Origin of the sequence: Mesorhizobium sp. M1A.F.Ca.ET.072.01.1.1 (assembly GCF_004023325.1) — a bacterium.
GTDB lineage: Bacteria > Pseudomonadota > Alphaproteobacteria > Rhizobiales > Rhizobiaceae > Mesorhizobium.
In genome coordinates this window covers 1-17,187 of record NZ_RZSF01000029.1, presented here as the reverse complement: position 1 = coordinate 17,187, position 17,187 = coordinate 1, and the positions used below count along the sequence as shown (strand labels likewise).

The following is a 17,187-nucleotide window of genomic DNA, read 5'->3' as shown; positions in this document are numbered from 1 at the left end:
GACCTCGGCTTCGTCGCCCGCTGCGAGGTCGTCCATCTCCTCGGGCCGCCCGGCACAGGCAAGAGCATCGCCCTTGCCGTCAAAGGCCGGAAAGAGCGCCTATTTCTGCACGCTCGCCGAACTCATCACCGCGCTGGCAAGGGCCGAACGCGAAGGCCGCCTGCAGGAACGCATCCGCTTCTTCTGCCGGCCTGCTCGCTCGTTGTCGACGAGATCGGCTACCTGCCCGTCGTCCACGGTGGCGGCAATCTATTCTTCCAACCCGTCAACGCCCGCTATGAGAAGGGCGCCATAATTCTCACTTCAAATCGCGGCTTTGCCGAATGGGGCGAGGTCTTCGGCGAACCGAACTTGTCATGAGATCTTCCTCCTTGATCGCTTTGGTGCGTGCGAGCCTTGCTCGTAGCGTATTGATTTGGTCATCCGAGAGTTCGATTTGCCAGGCTGCCCCTTCGTAAGCTGGCGCCCGTCGAGCAAGCCGCATGCGAGATAGTCGAACACAGTGTGTGGTCTGACCCCCAGGGCGGCCGCTGTCCGAGCCGAGTAGGTTCCATCTGGCCATCAGTCGGGATTGGCGCTCGTCCCGTTGATCTTGACGGTGGGGATGCCCCAACGTGTTCGCAGAAGCTAGACATTCTCGCCCTTGAACGCGCAGCCGCGTGGACGCCGCGCCGCGGCTGTCCACCGCTCAGTGGCAAACTAACCCAGATCCGTCAGCGGGCTAGTGTGACGAATTGTTGCAAAACATATCTCCCGGGTTTGAATAACATAAACATAACTTTCGCAACAATTACCTTGTCGAACCCCCATTATCAGCATATTCATATAAGTAACTCAGCCATTAATGGCGCATACCTCTCTCGTCGTTGGGCGCAACTGTTCAATATTCGGGGAAATTCGGTGCGGAATTGCCGTATTCTAGATGAAGAACTCCTCATCGGATCGACCACAGAGCCGAATTGGCGATTGGACTGGATCTTTGGTCAGAAATTGGATGAACGAGTACTGGATGTGGAGTTTTGTCTGGAATCGTTGTCGATTCCCGTCAACGAATCGGAACGGAAAAAGCTCCATACTGAAGTATTTACTTGCGTTTGGCACCTTTGTTGTATCGGTGTCGAAGTCGTACGTCAATCGGACTTTCCGCCTCATGGAAGCTCTTCTAAGAGGGGCGTCGTCATGCGCATCTCGCAGCAGGTAATACTAGAGCGTGGCAGTAGCCCTGTGCACTCCCAGATTGACAGCGAGGAGTCTCGCGGTCGACGGCCATTGCGGAACGCGAAGCGCTCTGCAGACGACGTATTTTGTCGCCGCCGTGCACGGGAGAGTCCGAAGGCTGAGTGCAGAGGGCGGGGTGTCAACGACTAGCCGAGCAACTTTTGGGCTCCAGGTGTTCAATAGAGTCGCCTATCTGCTGTGAATCGTCGGCGCCGCTCACTGCCAATCAATTTATCCGGAGGCTGAAATGCAGGATGACAAATACTCATCGACAAAGATACTGACGACGATAAGGCGCTCACTTCACCCGTCATATAGGCTGTTTTGCTTCCCTCACGGCGGCGGCAGTTCTCAATCTTTTCGCCATTTTGCCGACAGTTTCCCCGACGATGTTGAACTTATTTGCGTAGATCTTCCAGGGCGCGGCAAGCGGTCTTCGGAAACCCTCATTCGCAGAATGGACGTACTAGCGTCTGTGGTTGGTGAAGCAATCCAGGGTTACAGTGACCGTCCGTTTATTTTCTTCGGTCATAGCGTAGGCGCCTTGGTCGCCTATGAGGTGGCCCGCTCGCTTGAGAAAGCCGGGAGGCCATCCCCCTTCCATGTTGTTGTGTCCGCCCACCCGCCGGCAGATGTGCCAGCGGACGAACCGGCCATGTATACATACTCAGATGACAAGTTAGCCGATGTGATCAGAATCCTTGGCATGGTTCCTGGTGAGGCGCTAGCAAATAAGGAACTCCTACATAGCTATCTCTTGCCGCCCCTCCGTGCCGATTTCGAACTTGCAGAGACCTACGACCGGAATTTGGCAGCGCCTCTCGCTGCAGCGATCACCGCGATTGGAGGGATCCAAGATGAAATAATTGACGCCTCCGGCCTAGACGGATGGCGCCGGCTTACGACGTCTCGCTTTGCTCGAATTATGTTCGATGGCGACCACTTTTACACTCATTCGATGACGGCAGAAGTGGTCTCGACCATCCTGCATGAGGTTGAGCAAGTAAAGGAACAACTCCCGGTGTCAGTTCGAATTGCCGAGGCCCTACCTTACCCCGAGCTACCACTGCACGATCAGTTCCGTAAGCAAGCGGCCCTGAGCCCAGAGGCCCTTGCTGTTATCTCGGAGTCTCGGACCCTAACCTATCGTGAACTCGACGAACTGGCGGAAATTTTATCGAAATTCCTGCTCGGACATGGTCAGGCTCCGGGTTCGCGTGTGGGAATCTTAATGGATACATCGCCTGAATACGCTATCGCGCTTTTTGGAATACTGAAGGCAGGCGCGGCCTATGCGGTGCTTGACAAAGCCCAACCCGTTGCCGCGCTCGATCGGATACTTGAGAGGGCAGGGATCGAGATTGTTGTAACTAAGAAACGTTTCGCTGCTAACCTACCGAGCAACTGGTCTGGTGTTGTGCTGTCACTTGACGATGGTTGGGAAGCGCAAGTGCAACTCGGCGAAATCGGTTCGGCCAATCCAAAATCGGTGGACATCGATTCGCCTGCCCAAGTCGTATTCTCGTCCGGTACGACAGGTGAACCGAAGGGCATCGTTTGCCCTCACCGTAGCGCCGTATGCTCTTACCAGTGGCGCTATCACGCGCTGCCGTATGCACCGGATGAGCGCGAAGCAGTTAATATTTTTCTGGTTTGGGAGATAATGCGGCCAATCCTAGCCGGAACGCCAGCCTACTTGATACCGGATGACGTTATCTACGATCCGCGCCAGCTGATCGATTACTTGGAACGAAATCGAATCTCGAGAGTCTTATTGACTCCTTCTCTGCTGGACGTAATTGTTAACATCGGAATACTTGACGTCCCCGCCCGCCTTCCGGATCTCCGATTCATTTATCTTTCAGGTGAGGTGCTAACTTCGGCGTTGGTTTTGCGCGTGAAGAAAGCGCTGCCGCACGTCAGAATTGTCAATCACTACGGAATTGCGGAGACTCATGACGTCACGCATTTGGATTTGAGCGAGATCGATTCCGAGACGGCACAAAAACTCGTACCGGTCGGTCCACCTCAGCACAATGTGAGCGTTTATGTTCTCGATGAGCAGCGCAAACCTGTACCAGTGGGTTTCCTGGGCGAGGTTTTTATCGGCGGTGATGCAATAGGTAATGGATATCTCAACAGCCCAGAGATGACGCAAGAAAGGTTCCTGCCTGATCCGTTTCGCGGTAATGGCATCATGTTCCGCACCGGCGATCTTGGCCGTATGCTGCCTGACGGCCAATTGGAGATTATCGGGCGCTGCGCTTTCATGCTGAAGATCCGCGGTTTTAGCATTGTCCCTGGCTCTATAGAAGCTGCTCTGCTTCGGAACTCGGTCGTCTCGTCCGCCGCCGTATTGCCCGAATTAGATAGCGCGACTGGCCAGCCTGACAGGCTGATCGCCTACGTAGTCTTGCGGAACGAATACAAGGGCTGGGAGGCCACTTTGCGAGAGCATTTAAAGTCTGAGGTGCCACATTATGCTATTCCGTCCGACTTTGTCGCTGTAAGGGAATTGCCCATCGCAGCCAATGGGAAACTTGACCGGTCCCGCCTCCGGGACATAGTGGAAGAATCGTGCACTTCATCGGCGAGCGCATGCGAAGTTGAATCGGCACTTCGCGCCGCTTGGCGCGACCTTCTTCATGCTGAAGCTTCCGATCCAGGCGACAACTTTTTCGACTGCGGCGGACACTCCCTCTTGGCAGCCCGTCTCTGCACGCAGCTTCGTGAAAGTCTGCAAGTGGAGCTCCGCGTTGTGGAGATTTTCCTTAACCCGACTTTCGAAGAGCTAGTCGCTCTCATCCGAAAGCGCGGCGATGAACGTGGACACACCAAAAATAGGACGTTGCCGAAGGCACCTCCAGTATCGGTAGGAAGGGCCCGACTTGAGCCGTTCAAGGGTCAACCCGGTATCCGGATAAACCCAGGAATGAATATTGCGGTGATTGGCATGGCGGCACGTTTGCCGGGCGCGGACAACGTCGATGAACTGTGGGAAAACCTTTGCCAAGGAATCTGTTCGATCGCCCCGCTCTCCAAGGAGGTGCTCAAGGCCAGGGGCATCCCAGAGGATGTTATACAACGCTCCGATTATGTCCCCGTCGGAGCGCATATCGCGGATGTGGAACTCTTCGACCCAGAGTTCTGGAATCTCTCAAAGCGAGAGGCAACACTTACGGACCCGCAGCATCGTCTTTTCCTCGAATGCTGCTGGAAGGCTCTTGAGGCCGCCGGATACGTGCCAACCAAGCATGAGGGCCGCACGGGGGTGTTCGCAGGTTCATCACTTCCCCTCTATCTGCTGCAGCATTTGAAGGGCGGCGGCCTCATTGATCCTACGAACGCGCCGCTCGCGTTCCTGACGGAGCTTGGCAACGACAAGGATTATCTTGCCTCGCGCGTGTCCTACATGCTGAACCTTACTGGTCCAAGCATGGCGGTGCAAACCTCATGCTCAACTGGACTAGTGACGATCGCCGTCGCCGCCCAGTCCCTTGCGGCCGGCTATTGCGACATGGCACTGGCAGGCGCGGCCAGCATCACCTTCCCTCAGGCGGGATATCAATTCGTTAAGGACTTCATCAATTCATCGGACGGCGTGTGCCGAGCCTTCGATGCTGATGCCAGCGGGACTGTGATCGGAGATGGTATAGGGGTTGTGGTTCTCAAGCGGCTCGAAGACGCGCTTGCGGCAGGCGACACAATTCACGCGATTATAAAAGGTTGTGCGATTAATAACGATGGCCGTGCCAAATCGTCCTTCTCGGCACCAAGCGCGCGAGGCCAAGCTGCGGTCGTGCGCCAAGCACTTGAGTCGGCAGAAGTTCGCCCACACGACGTAGAATACATCGAAACTCATGGAACCGGCACCAAGGTCGGCGATCCGATCGAGGTTCGAGCTTTGGCGGAAGTTTTCAGAGGACAAGAGGAAACGGGCCACGCCTGCGCCCTCGGGTCTATTAAGCCCAACATAGGGCATGGCAACTTCGCCGCTGGAGTGGCAAGCTTCATCAAGACGGTTCTTGCCCTTCAGCACGGGATAATCCCTGCGACCATCAACATCAACCGCCTGAATGAAGATCTTGGTCTGGAAGACACGCCCTTTTTCGTCAATGAGCAGCTTAGGCCTTGGCCCCGTCCTCAGGGACACCCGCGAACTGCGGGAGTCACCGGGCTAGGTATCGGCGGGACAAACTGCCACGTTGTGCTGCAGGAATGGCACAGCGATGATACAAGGGCTTGGCCCGGCCCGATCAGGCGAGGATCACACGCCCTTTGCCTATCTGCAAAGAGCCCCTCGGCGCTAAGTCGCGCCTGCCGCAATCTCGCCAAGTTCCTGCGTCGCAACCGCGATATCGATCTGGGTGACGTCGCCCACACGCTGCGTACGGCGAGATGTCAATTCGATCATCGAACCGCCGTTGTGGCACGCGACTTAGACATGGCCATCACAAAATTGGAAGTCGAGGCGGATCGCCCGGCTGATCAGACCTTTTCCTCTCCGTTGATTGGATTCATGTTGCCCAGCTACGATGTCCTGCACTCGAGAATGTTCAAGGATCTCTTTGATCACGCGCCGGAATTTCGTGAGCCCTTCCAACTTTGTGCCGCCGCCAGTCGCCCGCTTCTGGATCGTGATCTGGTCGAGGTCACCTTTGGGAGGGACAACGCGTGCGTTCGTGCTTCCTTAGAAGAAGTCAGCATGATGATCTTCTCTACGCAATACGCGATGGCGTGTTTGCTCGCATCCTGCGGAGTACGCGCCGATTATCTTATCGGAGATAGCATGAGCGAATACGTCATGGCCACGCTGGCGGGCGTTCTGAAAGTGGAAGATGCAATTCGGCTGACGGCACTTCGTAGTCGCTCGATGGCGACGCTCGGTATCGACGGTGGCATGCTTGCAGCTAATTGCGGGCCCGACGAGGCAGAGCGCATCCTTGGAGAGGATGCCTGGCGTGATCGAGCCCGCATGGGCGACATCAGCGTCGGGATCGTGAGGTCGAAGACAGAGGTTGTTTTCACTGGCAAGCGGGAACTTATTGAAGAAATGCAAGAGAGGTTCGAAAAAGAAACGATCCGCTGCCGTGTCGTGGGCACAGCTGCCATTCCCAACCATTCTCCACTTCTGAGGCCAGCGGCTGATATCATCGACGCTGAAGCTCGCACGTTCGAGAAGCGGTTGCCGGAGCGGACGTTCGCACTCAACTCAGGATTCCTGCACGAACCGAAAGTGCCCTTGCCGGGGACGCACTGGGGCGAGCAAGCAATTGGAACCCTCAGGTTCGACCGCTCTGTTGAGGCCACTGTCGCTGCTGGTGTAAGCGCACTAGTTGACATTGGGCCTTCGCGCAATCTGGCGCCTTTCGCAAATGAGGCCATCAACACGGACAATCGTGAAATCAGGGCCCCAGTGATTGTCTCAGCCGCCCGCAACGAGACCGACGAAGACTACACCGATCGGCACGTCCTTTTGGAATGCCTTGGGGCACTCTGGGTCGCAGGAGTTGATGTGGATTGGAAGCGCGCCGGCGACCAGTTGGAACCCTCAGGTAGTCGCCGGCGCGTTCCCCTTCCAACCTATTCATTCGACGGCCATCGGTGCTGGCCCGAAGATAAGAGCGGGGGCGCGTCTCTTTTGTCGCAGTGATCTGGTCCGCACAACCGCTCTCAATGAGCGGCCGGAAAGTCCTGCATCCACTGAAAAGGTTTGAAAAACTGAGGAAAGAACATGAAAGAAACCGATCCGAGAAGCCTCTTCCTGGAGGAGATCAAGTGCCTTTTGGGAAGCCAAAATGTAAAGCTCGAGGACAATTTCTTTGACTTAGGTGGTGACAGCCTTCTTGCCGCGGAACTTCAAGTTCTTTTGACGAAAAGCGATCGCTGGAGGCCGCCGCAATTGGCGGACATATTCGAGGCGACGACGTTCGGCGAATTATACGACCGAATCTGTATAAATAACCCCCATCAACCACGATGATGGCGGCAGAATGCCGCAGATCCTCTCGCTGGCGCCTGGGCCGAACGAAAATTTAGCCGCATCGGCTTAGGCTGGCATTCCCTATCAGATCCAACCCCCGCCACCTTTTCCGGATCCTTGGCCGTCCGATCTAGGCCCGCTCTTATGGGCTGCGATCTAGCCTCCTCTGAGCTGCGTGTCGACTAACGGCGGTCGAGGCGCAGACAGGGCGCGACACGTCCGTCGGCCTCATAATAGAAGTGCGCGTAATGGAGTGTGTGATCAGCGGAAATAGGACGGCAGCCAGATTGCACCTGTCAAGCACGACTGGGACACATGCCTGCCCTCAACACCTTATGCGGCGTCGCCACCGATCGGGTCGACGACTCCGTGAAAAGTGTCTGAAGCTTAGGAGAACACCATGGCTAAAACAGCAATTGTGACAGGATCGGCCACGGGCATGGGCGCGACTTGTGCTATTGAGCTGGCGGCGCGAGGCTGGAACGTCGCGGTTAACTACACCAAGAGCAAGGAGGAAGCTGAAGAGACCTATGCTAAGATCAAGGCGAAAGGTGTTGAAGCCATTGTTGTGCAGGCCGATGTGGGGCGGGATCCTGATTGCCGCAAACTGGCTGATGAGACGCTGAGTAAATGGGGCCGCATCGACGGTCTGATAAACAACGCTGCCATCACAAAATTCCAAAAAATCGCGGACCTTGAAGACGTTACAGAAGATGACTTTGACCGGATATTTCGTGTTAACACAACCGGCGCTTTTATGATGAGCCGTGCTGTGTATCCCGCTATGAGAAAGCAATGGGAGGAAAGGGAAGAACGTGGCGCTATCGTGAATGTGTCCTCCAATACTACTCTCATCGGCAACGGAAGTTCACTGCCCTATGTGCTATCGAAGGGCGCTTTAAATACTCTTACTCACATGCTTGCACGCTGGCTTAGTCCTGCGGTTCGGGTGAATGCCATTTCCCCCGGCTTCATCCAGACCCGCTGGATGCTGAAGGGCGTGGGCGAGGTTCAATACAACCAGATGAAGAAAGATGAAGAACGGCACACGGCGCTACGTCAAGCAGGCACGCCCGAGCACATGTCACAGGTTGCATTGTTCTTGTTGACCGAAGCGGCAAACGTTACGGGTCAGATCATTGTTGCCGATGCGGGCGGTCATCTTGGATTGGTGCCAGAACCCGACAGCTCAACTTAGCTCGCACGCGTGCAAAGCCTAGCACTACTTTGGCAGTTTTTTGGTGCTGGGAGGATTTGAGGATTGAACGAAGCCGCTGACGCGGCATTTGGCGGATCGGTTCGGGTGACGCTTCTGTTTTGAAGGATTGTGGCTGTTGAAGCGCAATCTTGAGAACAGGAGCAATGAGATGGTCGAGTTGAACCCTCTTCGCCGGCGCATGATCGAGGGTATGACGATCCGCAATCTGTCGCGTACTCATCCGGTGAAGTACCCGCCTATGCTTGCTGCGCAACGACTCAATTCCTGGAGGAGACGACCATGCAGCGTCACGCCTGGCGCGCAATGGGCGTGACTGGCACACGCTGATCGAGTTCTGTGGTCTCGTCGGCACTCTGAAGATCGATGAGGACGGCATCTATGAGCCGCGATATCCGAATGACCGAATGACCGGCTCCTGCTCGGCGTGAAGGGGATCGATCAAAGCCTTGAAGCAAAAGGCGCGCCGGGGGAACTCTTCCTGAAAGTCGCGGTCGGCTATGTGAGGGCGGGCCGCGACCGGATCGAAAAGGACGCCAATTTGCGCGTGCGCGAGGCATGGCCCTGATGTTCTCCCGCTTCGCTGAGGTGCAGAGCATCCGCTAGATCCACCTCTCGTTGCGCAGCGACGGCATCGTGCTGCCTGCGTCAGCTACTCGCGAGAGGGCGGCCGCGCTGTCGTGTGGAAGCTGCCGGTCTACAATAACGGTGCATCATCCGAGAGGTTCTTCATGCCGCATAGCCATCGCGGGCTCGTGGTTGGCTTGCCGATGAGTCTCGTAGGCCTTAAGCGTGCCAGACGGACGACGACATTGGGCAGGCGTGCGGGATCGGACGTGAAGCGGGCGCGCACGGACGGCTATGTCAGGGAGCCCGTGATTGTCGAGGTAGGCGGACTGTTCGTCTGACAGCTCGCTCTCGCAGCCGCGCTCGTAGCCCATGGCCAGAAGCTCGACCATGACGCGGCAGGCCTGGCGCTCGGGCAGACGCTCGAGGAGGAGAACGAAGCAGGTGGGGCGAGGCGCCCGCAACAGCATGAGCGATGAAGGTGGTCCCATGTGGGCAGCCCTCGCCCCACCATTGCCCACGAGCCCGATCTCCAGAATCTAAGGCCAGAGGTCCCGGTTCCTCCTTGCGCATGTTACATAAACGGCATTATGTCATGGCCAAGATATGGGTTGAGTAATTTTCATCGGGCAGGTTACAATTTTGCGCACATGCCGGCGCCGCAGGCCGTGCTAATCGAGATAGACGTCGGCGGAGGAGCTGGTGAGACCTAAGGCTTGGTGATGGCCAACAGCGGGATCGCGAAAGGCAGGAAGATCATTGTAGTGTTCCTGAAGGCAAAACAATATCAATGAGGAGAAATGGAATGAGTCAGTGGGAAGAGCAATCAAAGCCGGCAACGGCACTGAATCGAAGGAGTCTGCTGAAAGCCGCTGGGGCAGCAGGCACCTTGGCAATGGCCTCGTCGAGCGGCATCTGGGGTGCCGTCGCTCAGGAGGCAAAACCGAGGAAAGGTGGTCGTTTCAAAATCGGCATCGGCGCGGGCGCCACGTCAGACTCGATTGACCCGGCCACCTATACTAACTCCTTCATGGAAATGTTCGGTAAGACTCTGCACGGATACCTGACCGGAATTGACGCGGATGGAAAGCTGAACGGCGAACTCGCTGAATCTTGGGACGTTTCGAAGGACGCAAAGACCTGGACCTTCAAATTACGGAAGGGCGTCGAATTCCACAACGGCAAGAGTCTGAGCGCCGATGACGTTCTGGCCTCGATCAATCACCACCGCGGCGAGCAGTCGAAATCGGGCGCGAAGACCATAGTGGACCCGATCCAGGATATCAAAGCTGACGGTCCTTCAACAGTTGTGTTCACGCTGAAAGGAGGCAACGCTGATTTTCCCTACCTTCTTGAAGACTTCCACTTGGCGATCGTCCCCTCAAAGGACGGCAAGGCGGACGTTTCGGGGGTCGGAGCAGGTGGCTATGCCCTTGAAAACATCGACTACGGTGTGAAGGCTTCCGCAAAACGCTTCGACAACTACTGGAAATCAGACGCTGCCTGGTTCGACTCGTTTGAGGTTCTCGCAATTCATGATGTCACGGCGCGAACGAATGCGCTCACGACCGGCCAGATTCACGCGATGGACAGGGTCGACTTAAAGACGGTCCATCTGCTTCAACGAAACAACGCGGTTGAAATCCTGTCAATAGCGGGAACACAATTCTATTGCACAGCAATGGATTGTGCTGCTGCGCCACTCGACAACGCCGACGTGCGACTAGCGCTGAAACATGCGATTGACCGCCAGCAGCTGCTCGACACCTTACTGCACGGCCATGGAAAACTCGGAAATGACCATCCGATCGGGTCAACAAACCGATTTTTTGCAAAGGACCTGCCACAACGCGCCTACGATCCGGACAAGGCGCGGTTCCACCTGAAGAAGGCCGGGCTTGCAGACCTGAAGGTAAGTTTGTCTGCGGCAGACGCAGCATTTGCTGGCGCGGTCGACGCCGCAGAAATCTATCAGCAAAATGCGGCCAAAGCCGGCATACACATTGATGTCGTGCGCGAACCGAGCGATGGCTATTGGGACACGGTTTGGTTGAAGAAGCCATTCTATATGAGCTACTGGCTTGGGCGGCCGACCGCGGACTGGATGTTCTCACAAGGTTATGCAGCTGATGCCGCATGGAACCAAGGTCATTGGAAGAATCCCGACTTCAACGAGCTCTTGAAGGCAGCCCGGTCCGAACTTGATGATGCAAAACGCCTGGAGATGTATACGAAGATGCAGAGCATCTGCAGGGACGACGGGGGAGAAGTCATCCCGGTCTTTGCGAACAACGTAAGCGCTGTGTCGAAAAAAATTGGCCACCAGAAGATTGCGTCGAATTGGGACTTGGACGGTTTCCGGTGCCCAGAGCGCTGGTGGTTTGCTGAGGCTTGAGGCTTCGAAAGCTAGTTATGAACCCAATTGCCAAAATTATCGGTCAGCGCGTCGCACTCGGCGCGCTGACGTTGTGGATAGTTTCCCTTTTGATTTTCGCGGGCATCCAATTCCTGCCTGGCGATATCGCCACAGAAATGCTGGGGCAGTCGGCCACTCCGGAAACCGTGGCGGCTTTCCGCAAGAGCCTCGGTCTCGACCTGCCAGTTTACGTGAGATACCTCCACTGGCTCGGCGGGATACTGCAGGGCGACTTCGGTACCGCGCTTTCCAACGGCCGGCACATAGGGGAGCTCATTGCCCCCCGTTTGTTTAACACGGTGTTCCTGGCAGTAAGCGCAGCTGTCATCGCTGTTCCGTTGGCGCTTCTCGGGGGGCTTGTTTCAGCCCTCTATCGCAACAGGTTTATCGATCGCGCCCTGAATGTGGTCGTGCTTGCGTCGATCTCGTTCCCAGAATTTTTCGTGGCATATATTTTGATCCTGCTGCTCGCCGTTCATGCAGGCATCCTCCCTAGCCTTTCGGACGTCGACTCCAGCAGCACATTCATTATGCGGTTGAATGCCGTGGCTCTTCCCGCCTTCACTCTGGCTGTTGTCGTCTTAGCGCACATGATGCGGATGACCCGGACGTCGCTCGTCAATCTCCTCGGCAACCAATATATCGAGACGGCGCGACTTAAAGGCATGTCGGAATGGCGGGTCTTGGTTAGGCACGCATTCCCCAACGCGTTGGCGCCGATTGCCAACGTTGTCGTGCTAAACCTCGCCTATCTCATCACGGGGGTGGTCGTCGTTGAGGTTGTGTTCGTCTATCCGGGGCTTGGCCAGTTGATTGTCGACTCCGTTCAAAAGCGGGACATTCCGGTAGTACAAGCGTGTAGCCTGATTTTTGCGACTACATACGTCCTCCTCAACTTAACTGCAGACATACTGTCAATCATCATGAACCCCCGACTGATGCATCCAAAATGAATGGCTGTGTGTCGAAAGTGAGTGAGGCCCAATGACGCTGATGCCGCCAGGTGCCCTGAAGAAAGGTGCCAACAAATTCATGTCAGCGCCGCTGAGCGCGCAATTCGGGATGATTGTCGTAGCGCTTTACGTCGTCGCTGCAGTGTTCGCGCCGCAGCTGGCGCCCTATGGTGAGGGCCAGATCGTTGGTTCACAGTTCGAACCTTGGAGTTCTGCCTTCTGGCTAGGAACGGACAACCTTGGTCGAGACATGTTCACGCGGCTTGTCTTTGGAGCGCGGAACACAATTGGGATCGCTCTTATAACGACTGTACTCGCGTTCTCTATAGGAGCTACGTTCGGACTGCTGGCCGCCACCTTCGGGGGATGGACCGATCAGTTGTTATCACGAGTAGTCGACATTCTGATGTCGATACCTCAGTTGATTTTCGCCCTACTGCTCCTGTCCATATTCGGCACGTCCACGCTGTCTCTGATCCTGATCATTGCGATGCTCGACTCCACGCGCGTCTTCCGCCTTTGCCGAGCTGTTGCGACCGATGCTGCGGTCTCTGATTACGTAGAGGTTGCAAGGCTTCGCGGTGAGGGCCCCCTCTGGATCATGGGACGCGAAATCCTGCCCAATGTTCTCCCGACCCTAATTGCCGAGTTTGGGCTGCGCTTCTGTTTCGTGTTCCTCTTGATCAGCGGGCTTTCCTTCCTCGGCCTCGGCATCCAGCCCCCAACGTCAGACTGGGGCTCGATGGTGCGTGACAGTGCGACCCTCATTGTCTACGCTGACTCGACCCCCTTGCTGCCCGCCGGCGCGATCGCCTTGCTCGCCGTGGCGGTAAACCTCGTCGTCGACTGGTTTCTCCATACCGCCAGCGGACTAAAGGATTAGCATTCCGAGGCGCATGCCAGCGCGGCTGCAGGTGTCAGCTAGGCGCTGAGGAAATTCGACCAAGGTAGTGGAGACCCCATCATAACTAACTATGACAACAGTCTTGTTGAGGCTCCTGGCCATTATCGCGCGCTCCTCGGAATCCCTGAGCTATGCCTGGCATGGTCTTCAATGCAGCGTGTCTTTGAAAACCGATGGCCGCACCGCCTCCGCGAATCCAGCATGTAAAGGAAAATCCATCCGAAAAGCGAAAAGCTGCTACGCATTCCAGCCGCACGATGGCGCTGACTGGATATGTCTAAGTGCCTGACGGAATGTCAGATGATGAACGATGCTTTCCTGCTCAGCCCACCTGACGCTTAACCGAAGGAAGCCAAATCGGCGGCGCAACGATCTCAGTCCAGAATTTCTGTTGGTGGAAAGAAACTAAATGGCCACGTTGGAATTCGGCCTCACGGGCAAAGCGGCCATCACACTGGTGCGGGAAGGAACTCGGAAAGGCTACCGGTATCGGACTAGCATCTTCACGGAGCTGATGTCGTCTCGGCCTCGCGCACCGCGTCCGAACTGTCAGAAGTTGCGGAGCAGTGCCAATCGTGCGGCAGTCGAACTGGGGCACTGGTGACAGACATCGCGCTCAGTGGTCAGTGCGGAAGCTTGGTTCAATTCTGTGTGGGAAAAATATGGCAAGATTGACAGTCTGCAATGCCAGAACCGGCATCCGCACAGCGGCAGCCATCATTTCTGACGACGAATGGTCGACGGTCATCGCGGTGACACTCTCTGGCTATTTCAATGTGACGCGCTCTGCCGGCGGCAAATGATTGCCCAGCGGAAGGGCGGCCCGGTTATCGCCGTCTCAGCAAACTCCAATGAGGTCGGCTATGACGAGCTTGCCGCCACCGGCGCTGCCAAGGGAGGCGTCGGCCAGATGTGCAGGAACCTCGCCGTGGGATGAGGTCGTCACGCCATCCGAGTCAATTCAGTAAATCCAGGCTATATAGATCATGTTCCCTCTTATGGTGATGCGTCGCCGGGGGCAGGGGACGACATAGATCAGCGCGTACGCCCCACCACGCCTCTACTAGCTACTAGGACGTCGCGGCCGTACGAGCGAAATCGTTTGGCCTGTGGTCTTTCTGGCATCAGATTGCCTCGCGCACACGCCAGTCGATCCCTTCCAGAAGCAGCGAAAGCTGCGCCTTGGGTGAGCGAAACGGGACCTGATCCTTGGTGGTTGGCGGTAAGCGGTGCACCAAGGCACCTTTCCCGAAGTCGCCTGATGCGTGTATGGAGGTCAGCCGTTAGTTGGCGCGCCGGCGGCGATTACTGCGGGTCATCATAGCGGGTGACATAGTGGAGTTCGCGCAGGGCGGGGATGACCAGGGCGATGTCCTTGTATGCCTCATGCTCGATGAAGTGCGCGGTCTCGGGCCCCGGCCTGGGTTTGCCGAGGACAGGCCTCCCCTTTTTGTCGACGCAATAGATCAGGATCGGCAGCAGCAGGCCGTGGTTGGGGTTCTTGAGGTCGAGTAGCCGTTTCCAGCGTTTGATGTTGAGATTCATGGCCCCGTAGAACCCCTGGCACCACGGCCGTGGGTCGATGCCGCCGCTGGGCTTGGTGGTGAAGCGGGGCGCATAATCCTGCGGTCTGTCGAACAGCGTCTCGTTGATCCGGTTGTGGATCCTGGCGAGGCTGGCAAATACGGCGTGATCGGTTGCAGAGCCTTTGGCCAGGACGTCGCGCGGCAATCCCATGACCGGGCACATCCAGTCTTGCGGATCCGCGAACCGCGGCCCGGTGACCGATGCCGTTACGAAGCCATCCAGCGCCGACATGGTTCGCACCAGCGGGCGGGGGTTGGTCTTGGCGGCCATCCAGGCCTCGAGGGCCTCGTCCGACAGCGCCATGTCATCGAGCGCGCTCATGCCGCCAGGGGGAGCGTCATCTCTTGGCGGCGCACCCAGTTCCACGGCATCAGCTCATCCCAGCGCGAGGCTGGCCAGTCGTTCTGGATGCGCTCGATGACATCGGCCATGTAGGCTTCGGCATCGACGCCGCAGAGCTTGCAGGTCTCGATGATGCTGAGCACGACAGCGGACCGCTCGGCCGCGGCGAAGCTGCCCGAGAAAAGCCAATTGCGCCGGCCGACCGTAAAACCACGAATCGCGCGCTCCGCAATCAGGTTGTCCGGCTCGAGCTGGCCATCGTAAAGGAAGCGGTTGAACGCGCGCCATCGCTTGGTGCCATAGGCGAAGGCCTTGGCGATATCGGCATGGCGCGACAAACCGTTGGCCTGGCGCATGAGTTGTCGTCGCAGCGCCCGAACCAGGGGTCGGGTTCGTCTTCGTCGTGCGGCCAATCGCTCGGCCGGCGGGAGCCCCCGTATCTCTTCCTCGATCCGGTAGATCGCCTGGATACCGGCCATGGCCGTCGTGCTGAGCTCGGTCGGCTGGCTGTCGTGAACGTCGAATATCTTGCGACGCAGATGAGCAGGCAGGCGGCTTCTCGAATGGCGCCGCCCCTGTAGATCTGGTTGTAGCCACTGAATCCGTCGGCCTGCAGCGTGCCGGCAAATCCGGCGAGTTCGGTCATCACGCTCTCGCCGGCGCGGCCCATGGTGGCACGATACCAGGCGATCGGCGGCTCCTGCGAACCCGAATTGCGGTCGTCGGCGACGTAAACCCAGAGCGCGCCCTTGTGCGTCTTGCCGGTGCCGGGCGCCAGGATCGGAAGCCGCGTGTCGTCGGTGTGTAGCTTGGTGCGGGTACGGCCGATCTCACGGATGCGGTTGTAGATCGGGTCGAGCAAGGCGGCGGCGTAGCCGGCGCTGCGCGCCAGCGTGGATCGCTCGATATCGACGCCCTTGGCGGCCATCATCTGGGTCTGACGGTAGCACGGCAGATGATAACCCCACTTCACCATCATGATATGGGCGAGCGCGGCATAGCTGAGCTTGCCGCGCGCAATGGCCTTAATCGGTGCCGGCGCCTGAACGATCTTATCGCAGGTCCGGCAGCTATATTTGGGTCGAACGGTCTCGATCACCTGCCAGGCCTGGACGACCAGGTCGAGCATCTCGTCGCTATCTTCGCCCATGGCGCGCAGAGCGCCGCCGCAGCCCGGGCAGCATGCGCAAGACGGCTCGCGAACGATCCGCTTGCGCGGCAGGTTGGGGTTGAGCTTGCGCACTGGCAGCACCCGGACCTTGTCGGTGTCAGCGACGATGGGCAGCTTGATATCGGACACGCTGGCGGCGACATTGGTCTCGAGATCTTCGAGTTCGAGCAGCATTTGGCCCAGCTTCTCGGACGAGCGTCCGAAGGCCTTGCGGTTGAAGCGATCGATCCGCAGCTGCAGGCGCTGAATGCGAAGTGCGGCCTCCGCGCGCTCTCTGCGCAGCTGCTCATCGCGTTCGGCGATGGTGATGTCACGGGCAGAAACGGCCGCCTCCAGAAGCGCGATCCGGGCAAGGAAATCAGCGGTTGAGGGAGCTTGTTCCGACACCCAAATTACATACCCGAAAGAGCTTCTTCGAGGAAGCAAAATCGACACAAAATCAATAACAAACGAGCAAAAATTAGCCAGCCAGACGCGGCCGATAAGTCTTGCTCGGCCGGCGCCAGTCGATCCCTTCCAGAAGGAGCGAAAGCTCCGCCTTGGTAAGCGAAACGGCGACCTGATCCTTTGTGGCTGGCCAGGCAAAACAGCCATCGGTCAGTCGCTTTGTGAACATGCAGAACCCCTGGTCGTCATGCGCCAAAATTTTTATGATATGACCCTTGCGTCCCCGGAAGCAGAAGATCGCGCCAGTGTGCGGATTGAGCGCGAGCACCTGCTGCACCATCCGTGCGAGGCTATTGATCCCGCGGCGCATATCGGTCGCGCCGCAGCACAGGTAAATCTGGTCGGTCGGCACCACCGTGATCACCTGCTCAACTCCGCCAGGA

At 57.3% G+C, this 17,187-nt stretch carries 13 protein-coding genes and 2 pseudogenes; 11 read left to right on the top strand and 4 right to left on the bottom strand.

The window, feature by feature from the left end; all coding sequences use genetic code 11:
• Positions 1–3: 3 nt before the first annotated feature.
• From EOA32_RS06905 to EOA32_RS38420, 10 genes and pseudogenes are all read left to right on the top strand, one after another.
• Positions 4–348: pseudogene (locus tag EOA32_RS06905) on the top strand (ATP-binding protein); the annotation flags it as partial.
• A gap of 1,117 nt (positions 349–1,465) precedes the next feature.
• Positions 1,466–6,871: a type I polyketide synthase gene (locus EOA32_RS06900; protein ID WP_128371281.1), complete on the top strand. Its 5,406-nt coding sequence runs from the start codon at positions 1,466–1,468 to the stop codon at positions 6,869–6,871.
• A gap of 81 nt (positions 6,872–6,952) precedes the next feature.
• Positions 6,953–7,201 (top strand): phosphopantetheine-binding protein, encoded by a 249-nt coding sequence (locus EOA32_RS06895; protein ID WP_128371280.1) that lies wholly within the window; start codon positions 6,953–6,955, stop codon positions 7,199–7,201.
• Positions 7,202–7,601: 400 nt separating this feature from the next.
• A complete protein-coding gene (locus EOA32_RS06890; RefSeq protein WP_128371279.1) occupies positions 7,602–8,399 on the top strand; it encodes an SDR family oxidoreductase in 798 nt (265 codons plus the stop codon).
• Positions 8,400–8,844: 445 nt separating this feature from the next.
• Positions 8,845–8,985, top strand: a complete 141-nt coding sequence (locus EOA32_RS38430; RefSeq protein ID WP_189406958.1) for a hypothetical protein — start codon at positions 8,845–8,847, stop codon at positions 8,983–8,985.
• An 804-nt stretch (positions 8,986–9,789) separates the two neighbouring features.
• Positions 9,790–11,379, top strand: a complete 1,590-nt coding sequence (locus EOA32_RS06880; protein ID WP_128371278.1) for an ABC transporter substrate-binding protein — start codon at positions 9,790–9,792, stop codon at positions 11,377–11,379.
• A 17-nt stretch (positions 11,380–11,396) separates the two neighbouring features.
• Positions 11,397–12,353 carry an ABC transporter permease gene (locus EOA32_RS06875; protein ID WP_128371277.1) on the top strand — a complete coding sequence of 319 codons (957 nt, stop codon included), beginning with the start codon at positions 11,397–11,399 and terminating at the stop codon, positions 12,351–12,353.
• Between the two features lie 31 nt (positions 12,354–12,384).
• A complete protein-coding gene (locus EOA32_RS06870; RefSeq protein ID WP_245499184.1) occupies positions 12,385–13,236 on the top strand; it encodes an ABC transporter permease in 852 nt (283 codons plus the stop codon).
• A 683-nt stretch (positions 13,237–13,919) separates the two neighbouring features.
• Entirely contained in the window at positions 13,920–14,060 is a 141-nt protein-coding gene (locus tag EOA32_RS38425; RefSeq protein ID WP_189406956.1) for a hypothetical protein, read from the top strand.
• A complete protein-coding gene (locus EOA32_RS38420) occupies positions 14,057–14,194 on the top strand; it encodes a hypothetical protein (protein ID WP_189406953.1) in 138 nt (45 codons plus the stop codon). Before EOA32_RS38425 ends, EOA32_RS38420 begins: the two co-directional genes overlap by 4 nt.
• 368 nt (positions 14,195–14,562) lie before the next feature.
• Here the strand turns inward: EOA32_RS38420 and EOA32_RS06865 are convergent, their stop codons facing one another.
• The 3 genes and pseudogenes from EOA32_RS06865 to EOA32_RS06860 form a co-directional block, all read right to left on the bottom strand.
• On the bottom strand, positions 14,563–15,165 hold the full coding sequence (locus EOA32_RS06865; protein ID WP_128371276.1) for a UPF0149 family protein: 603 nt from the start codon (positions 15,163–15,165) through the stop codon (positions 14,563–14,565).
• Positions 15,162–15,329 (bottom strand): transposase domain-containing protein, encoded by a 168-nt coding sequence (locus tag EOA32_RS39195; protein ID WP_210214814.1) that lies wholly within the window; start codon positions 15,327–15,329, stop codon positions 15,162–15,164. The genes EOA32_RS06865 and EOA32_RS39195 overlap by 4 nt, the downstream gene beginning before the upstream one ends.
• Before the next feature lie 72 nt (positions 15,330–15,401).
• Positions 15,402–16,540 (bottom strand): annotated as a pseudogene (locus EOA32_RS06860) (IS66 family transposase); the annotation flags it as partial.
• On the opposite strand from EOA32_RS06860, the gene EOA32_RS39190 reads away from it, so the two are divergent.
• Positions 16,532–16,726, top strand: a complete 195-nt coding sequence (locus tag EOA32_RS39190) for a hypothetical protein (protein WP_210214812.1) — start codon at positions 16,532–16,534, stop codon at positions 16,724–16,726. The pseudogene EOA32_RS06860 and the gene EOA32_RS39190 overlap by 9 nt on opposite strands.
• Positions 16,727–16,817: 91 nt before the next feature.
• Here the strand turns inward: EOA32_RS39190 and tnpB are convergent.
• The coding region (gene tnpB / locus EOA32_RS06855) for an IS66 family insertion sequence element accessory protein TnpB (protein ID WP_348632192.1) at positions 16,818–17,187 on the bottom strand (370 nt) is incomplete at its 5' end.

Bases quoted from the DNA above. Each gene is read 5' to 3' on its own strand.
- EOA32_RS06865 (WP_128371276.1), bottom strand. From the start codon at position 15,165: ATGAGCGCGCTCGATGACATGGCGCTGTCGGACGAGGCCCTCGAGGCC.
- EOA32_RS06890 (WP_128371279.1), top strand. From the start codon at position 7,602: ATGGCTAAAACAGCAATTGTGACAGGATCGGCCACGGGCATGGGCGCG.
- EOA32_RS38420 (WP_189406953.1), top strand. From the start codon at position 14,057: ATGATTGCCCAGCGGAAGGGCGGCCCGGTTATCGCCGTCTCAGCAAAC.
- EOA32_RS06895 (WP_128371280.1), top strand. From the start codon at position 6,953: ATGAAAGAAACCGATCCGAGAAGCCTCTTCCTGGAGGAGATCAAGTGC.
- EOA32_RS06880 (WP_128371278.1), top strand. From the start codon at position 9,790: ATGAGTCAGTGGGAAGAGCAATCAAAGCCGGCAACGGCACTGAATCGA.
- EOA32_RS38425 (WP_189406956.1), top strand. From the start codon at position 13,920: ATGGCAAGATTGACAGTCTGCAATGCCAGAACCGGCATCCGCACAGCG.
- EOA32_RS06900 (WP_128371281.1), top strand. From the start codon at position 1,466: ATGCAGGATGACAAATACTCATCGACAAAGATACTGACGACGATAAGG.
- EOA32_RS06875 (WP_128371277.1), top strand. From the start codon at position 11,397: ATGAACCCAATTGCCAAAATTATCGGTCAGCGCGTCGCACTCGGCGCG.
- EOA32_RS06870 (WP_245499184.1), top strand. From the start codon at position 12,385: ATGACGCTGATGCCGCCAGGTGCCCTGAAGAAAGGTGCCAACAAATTC.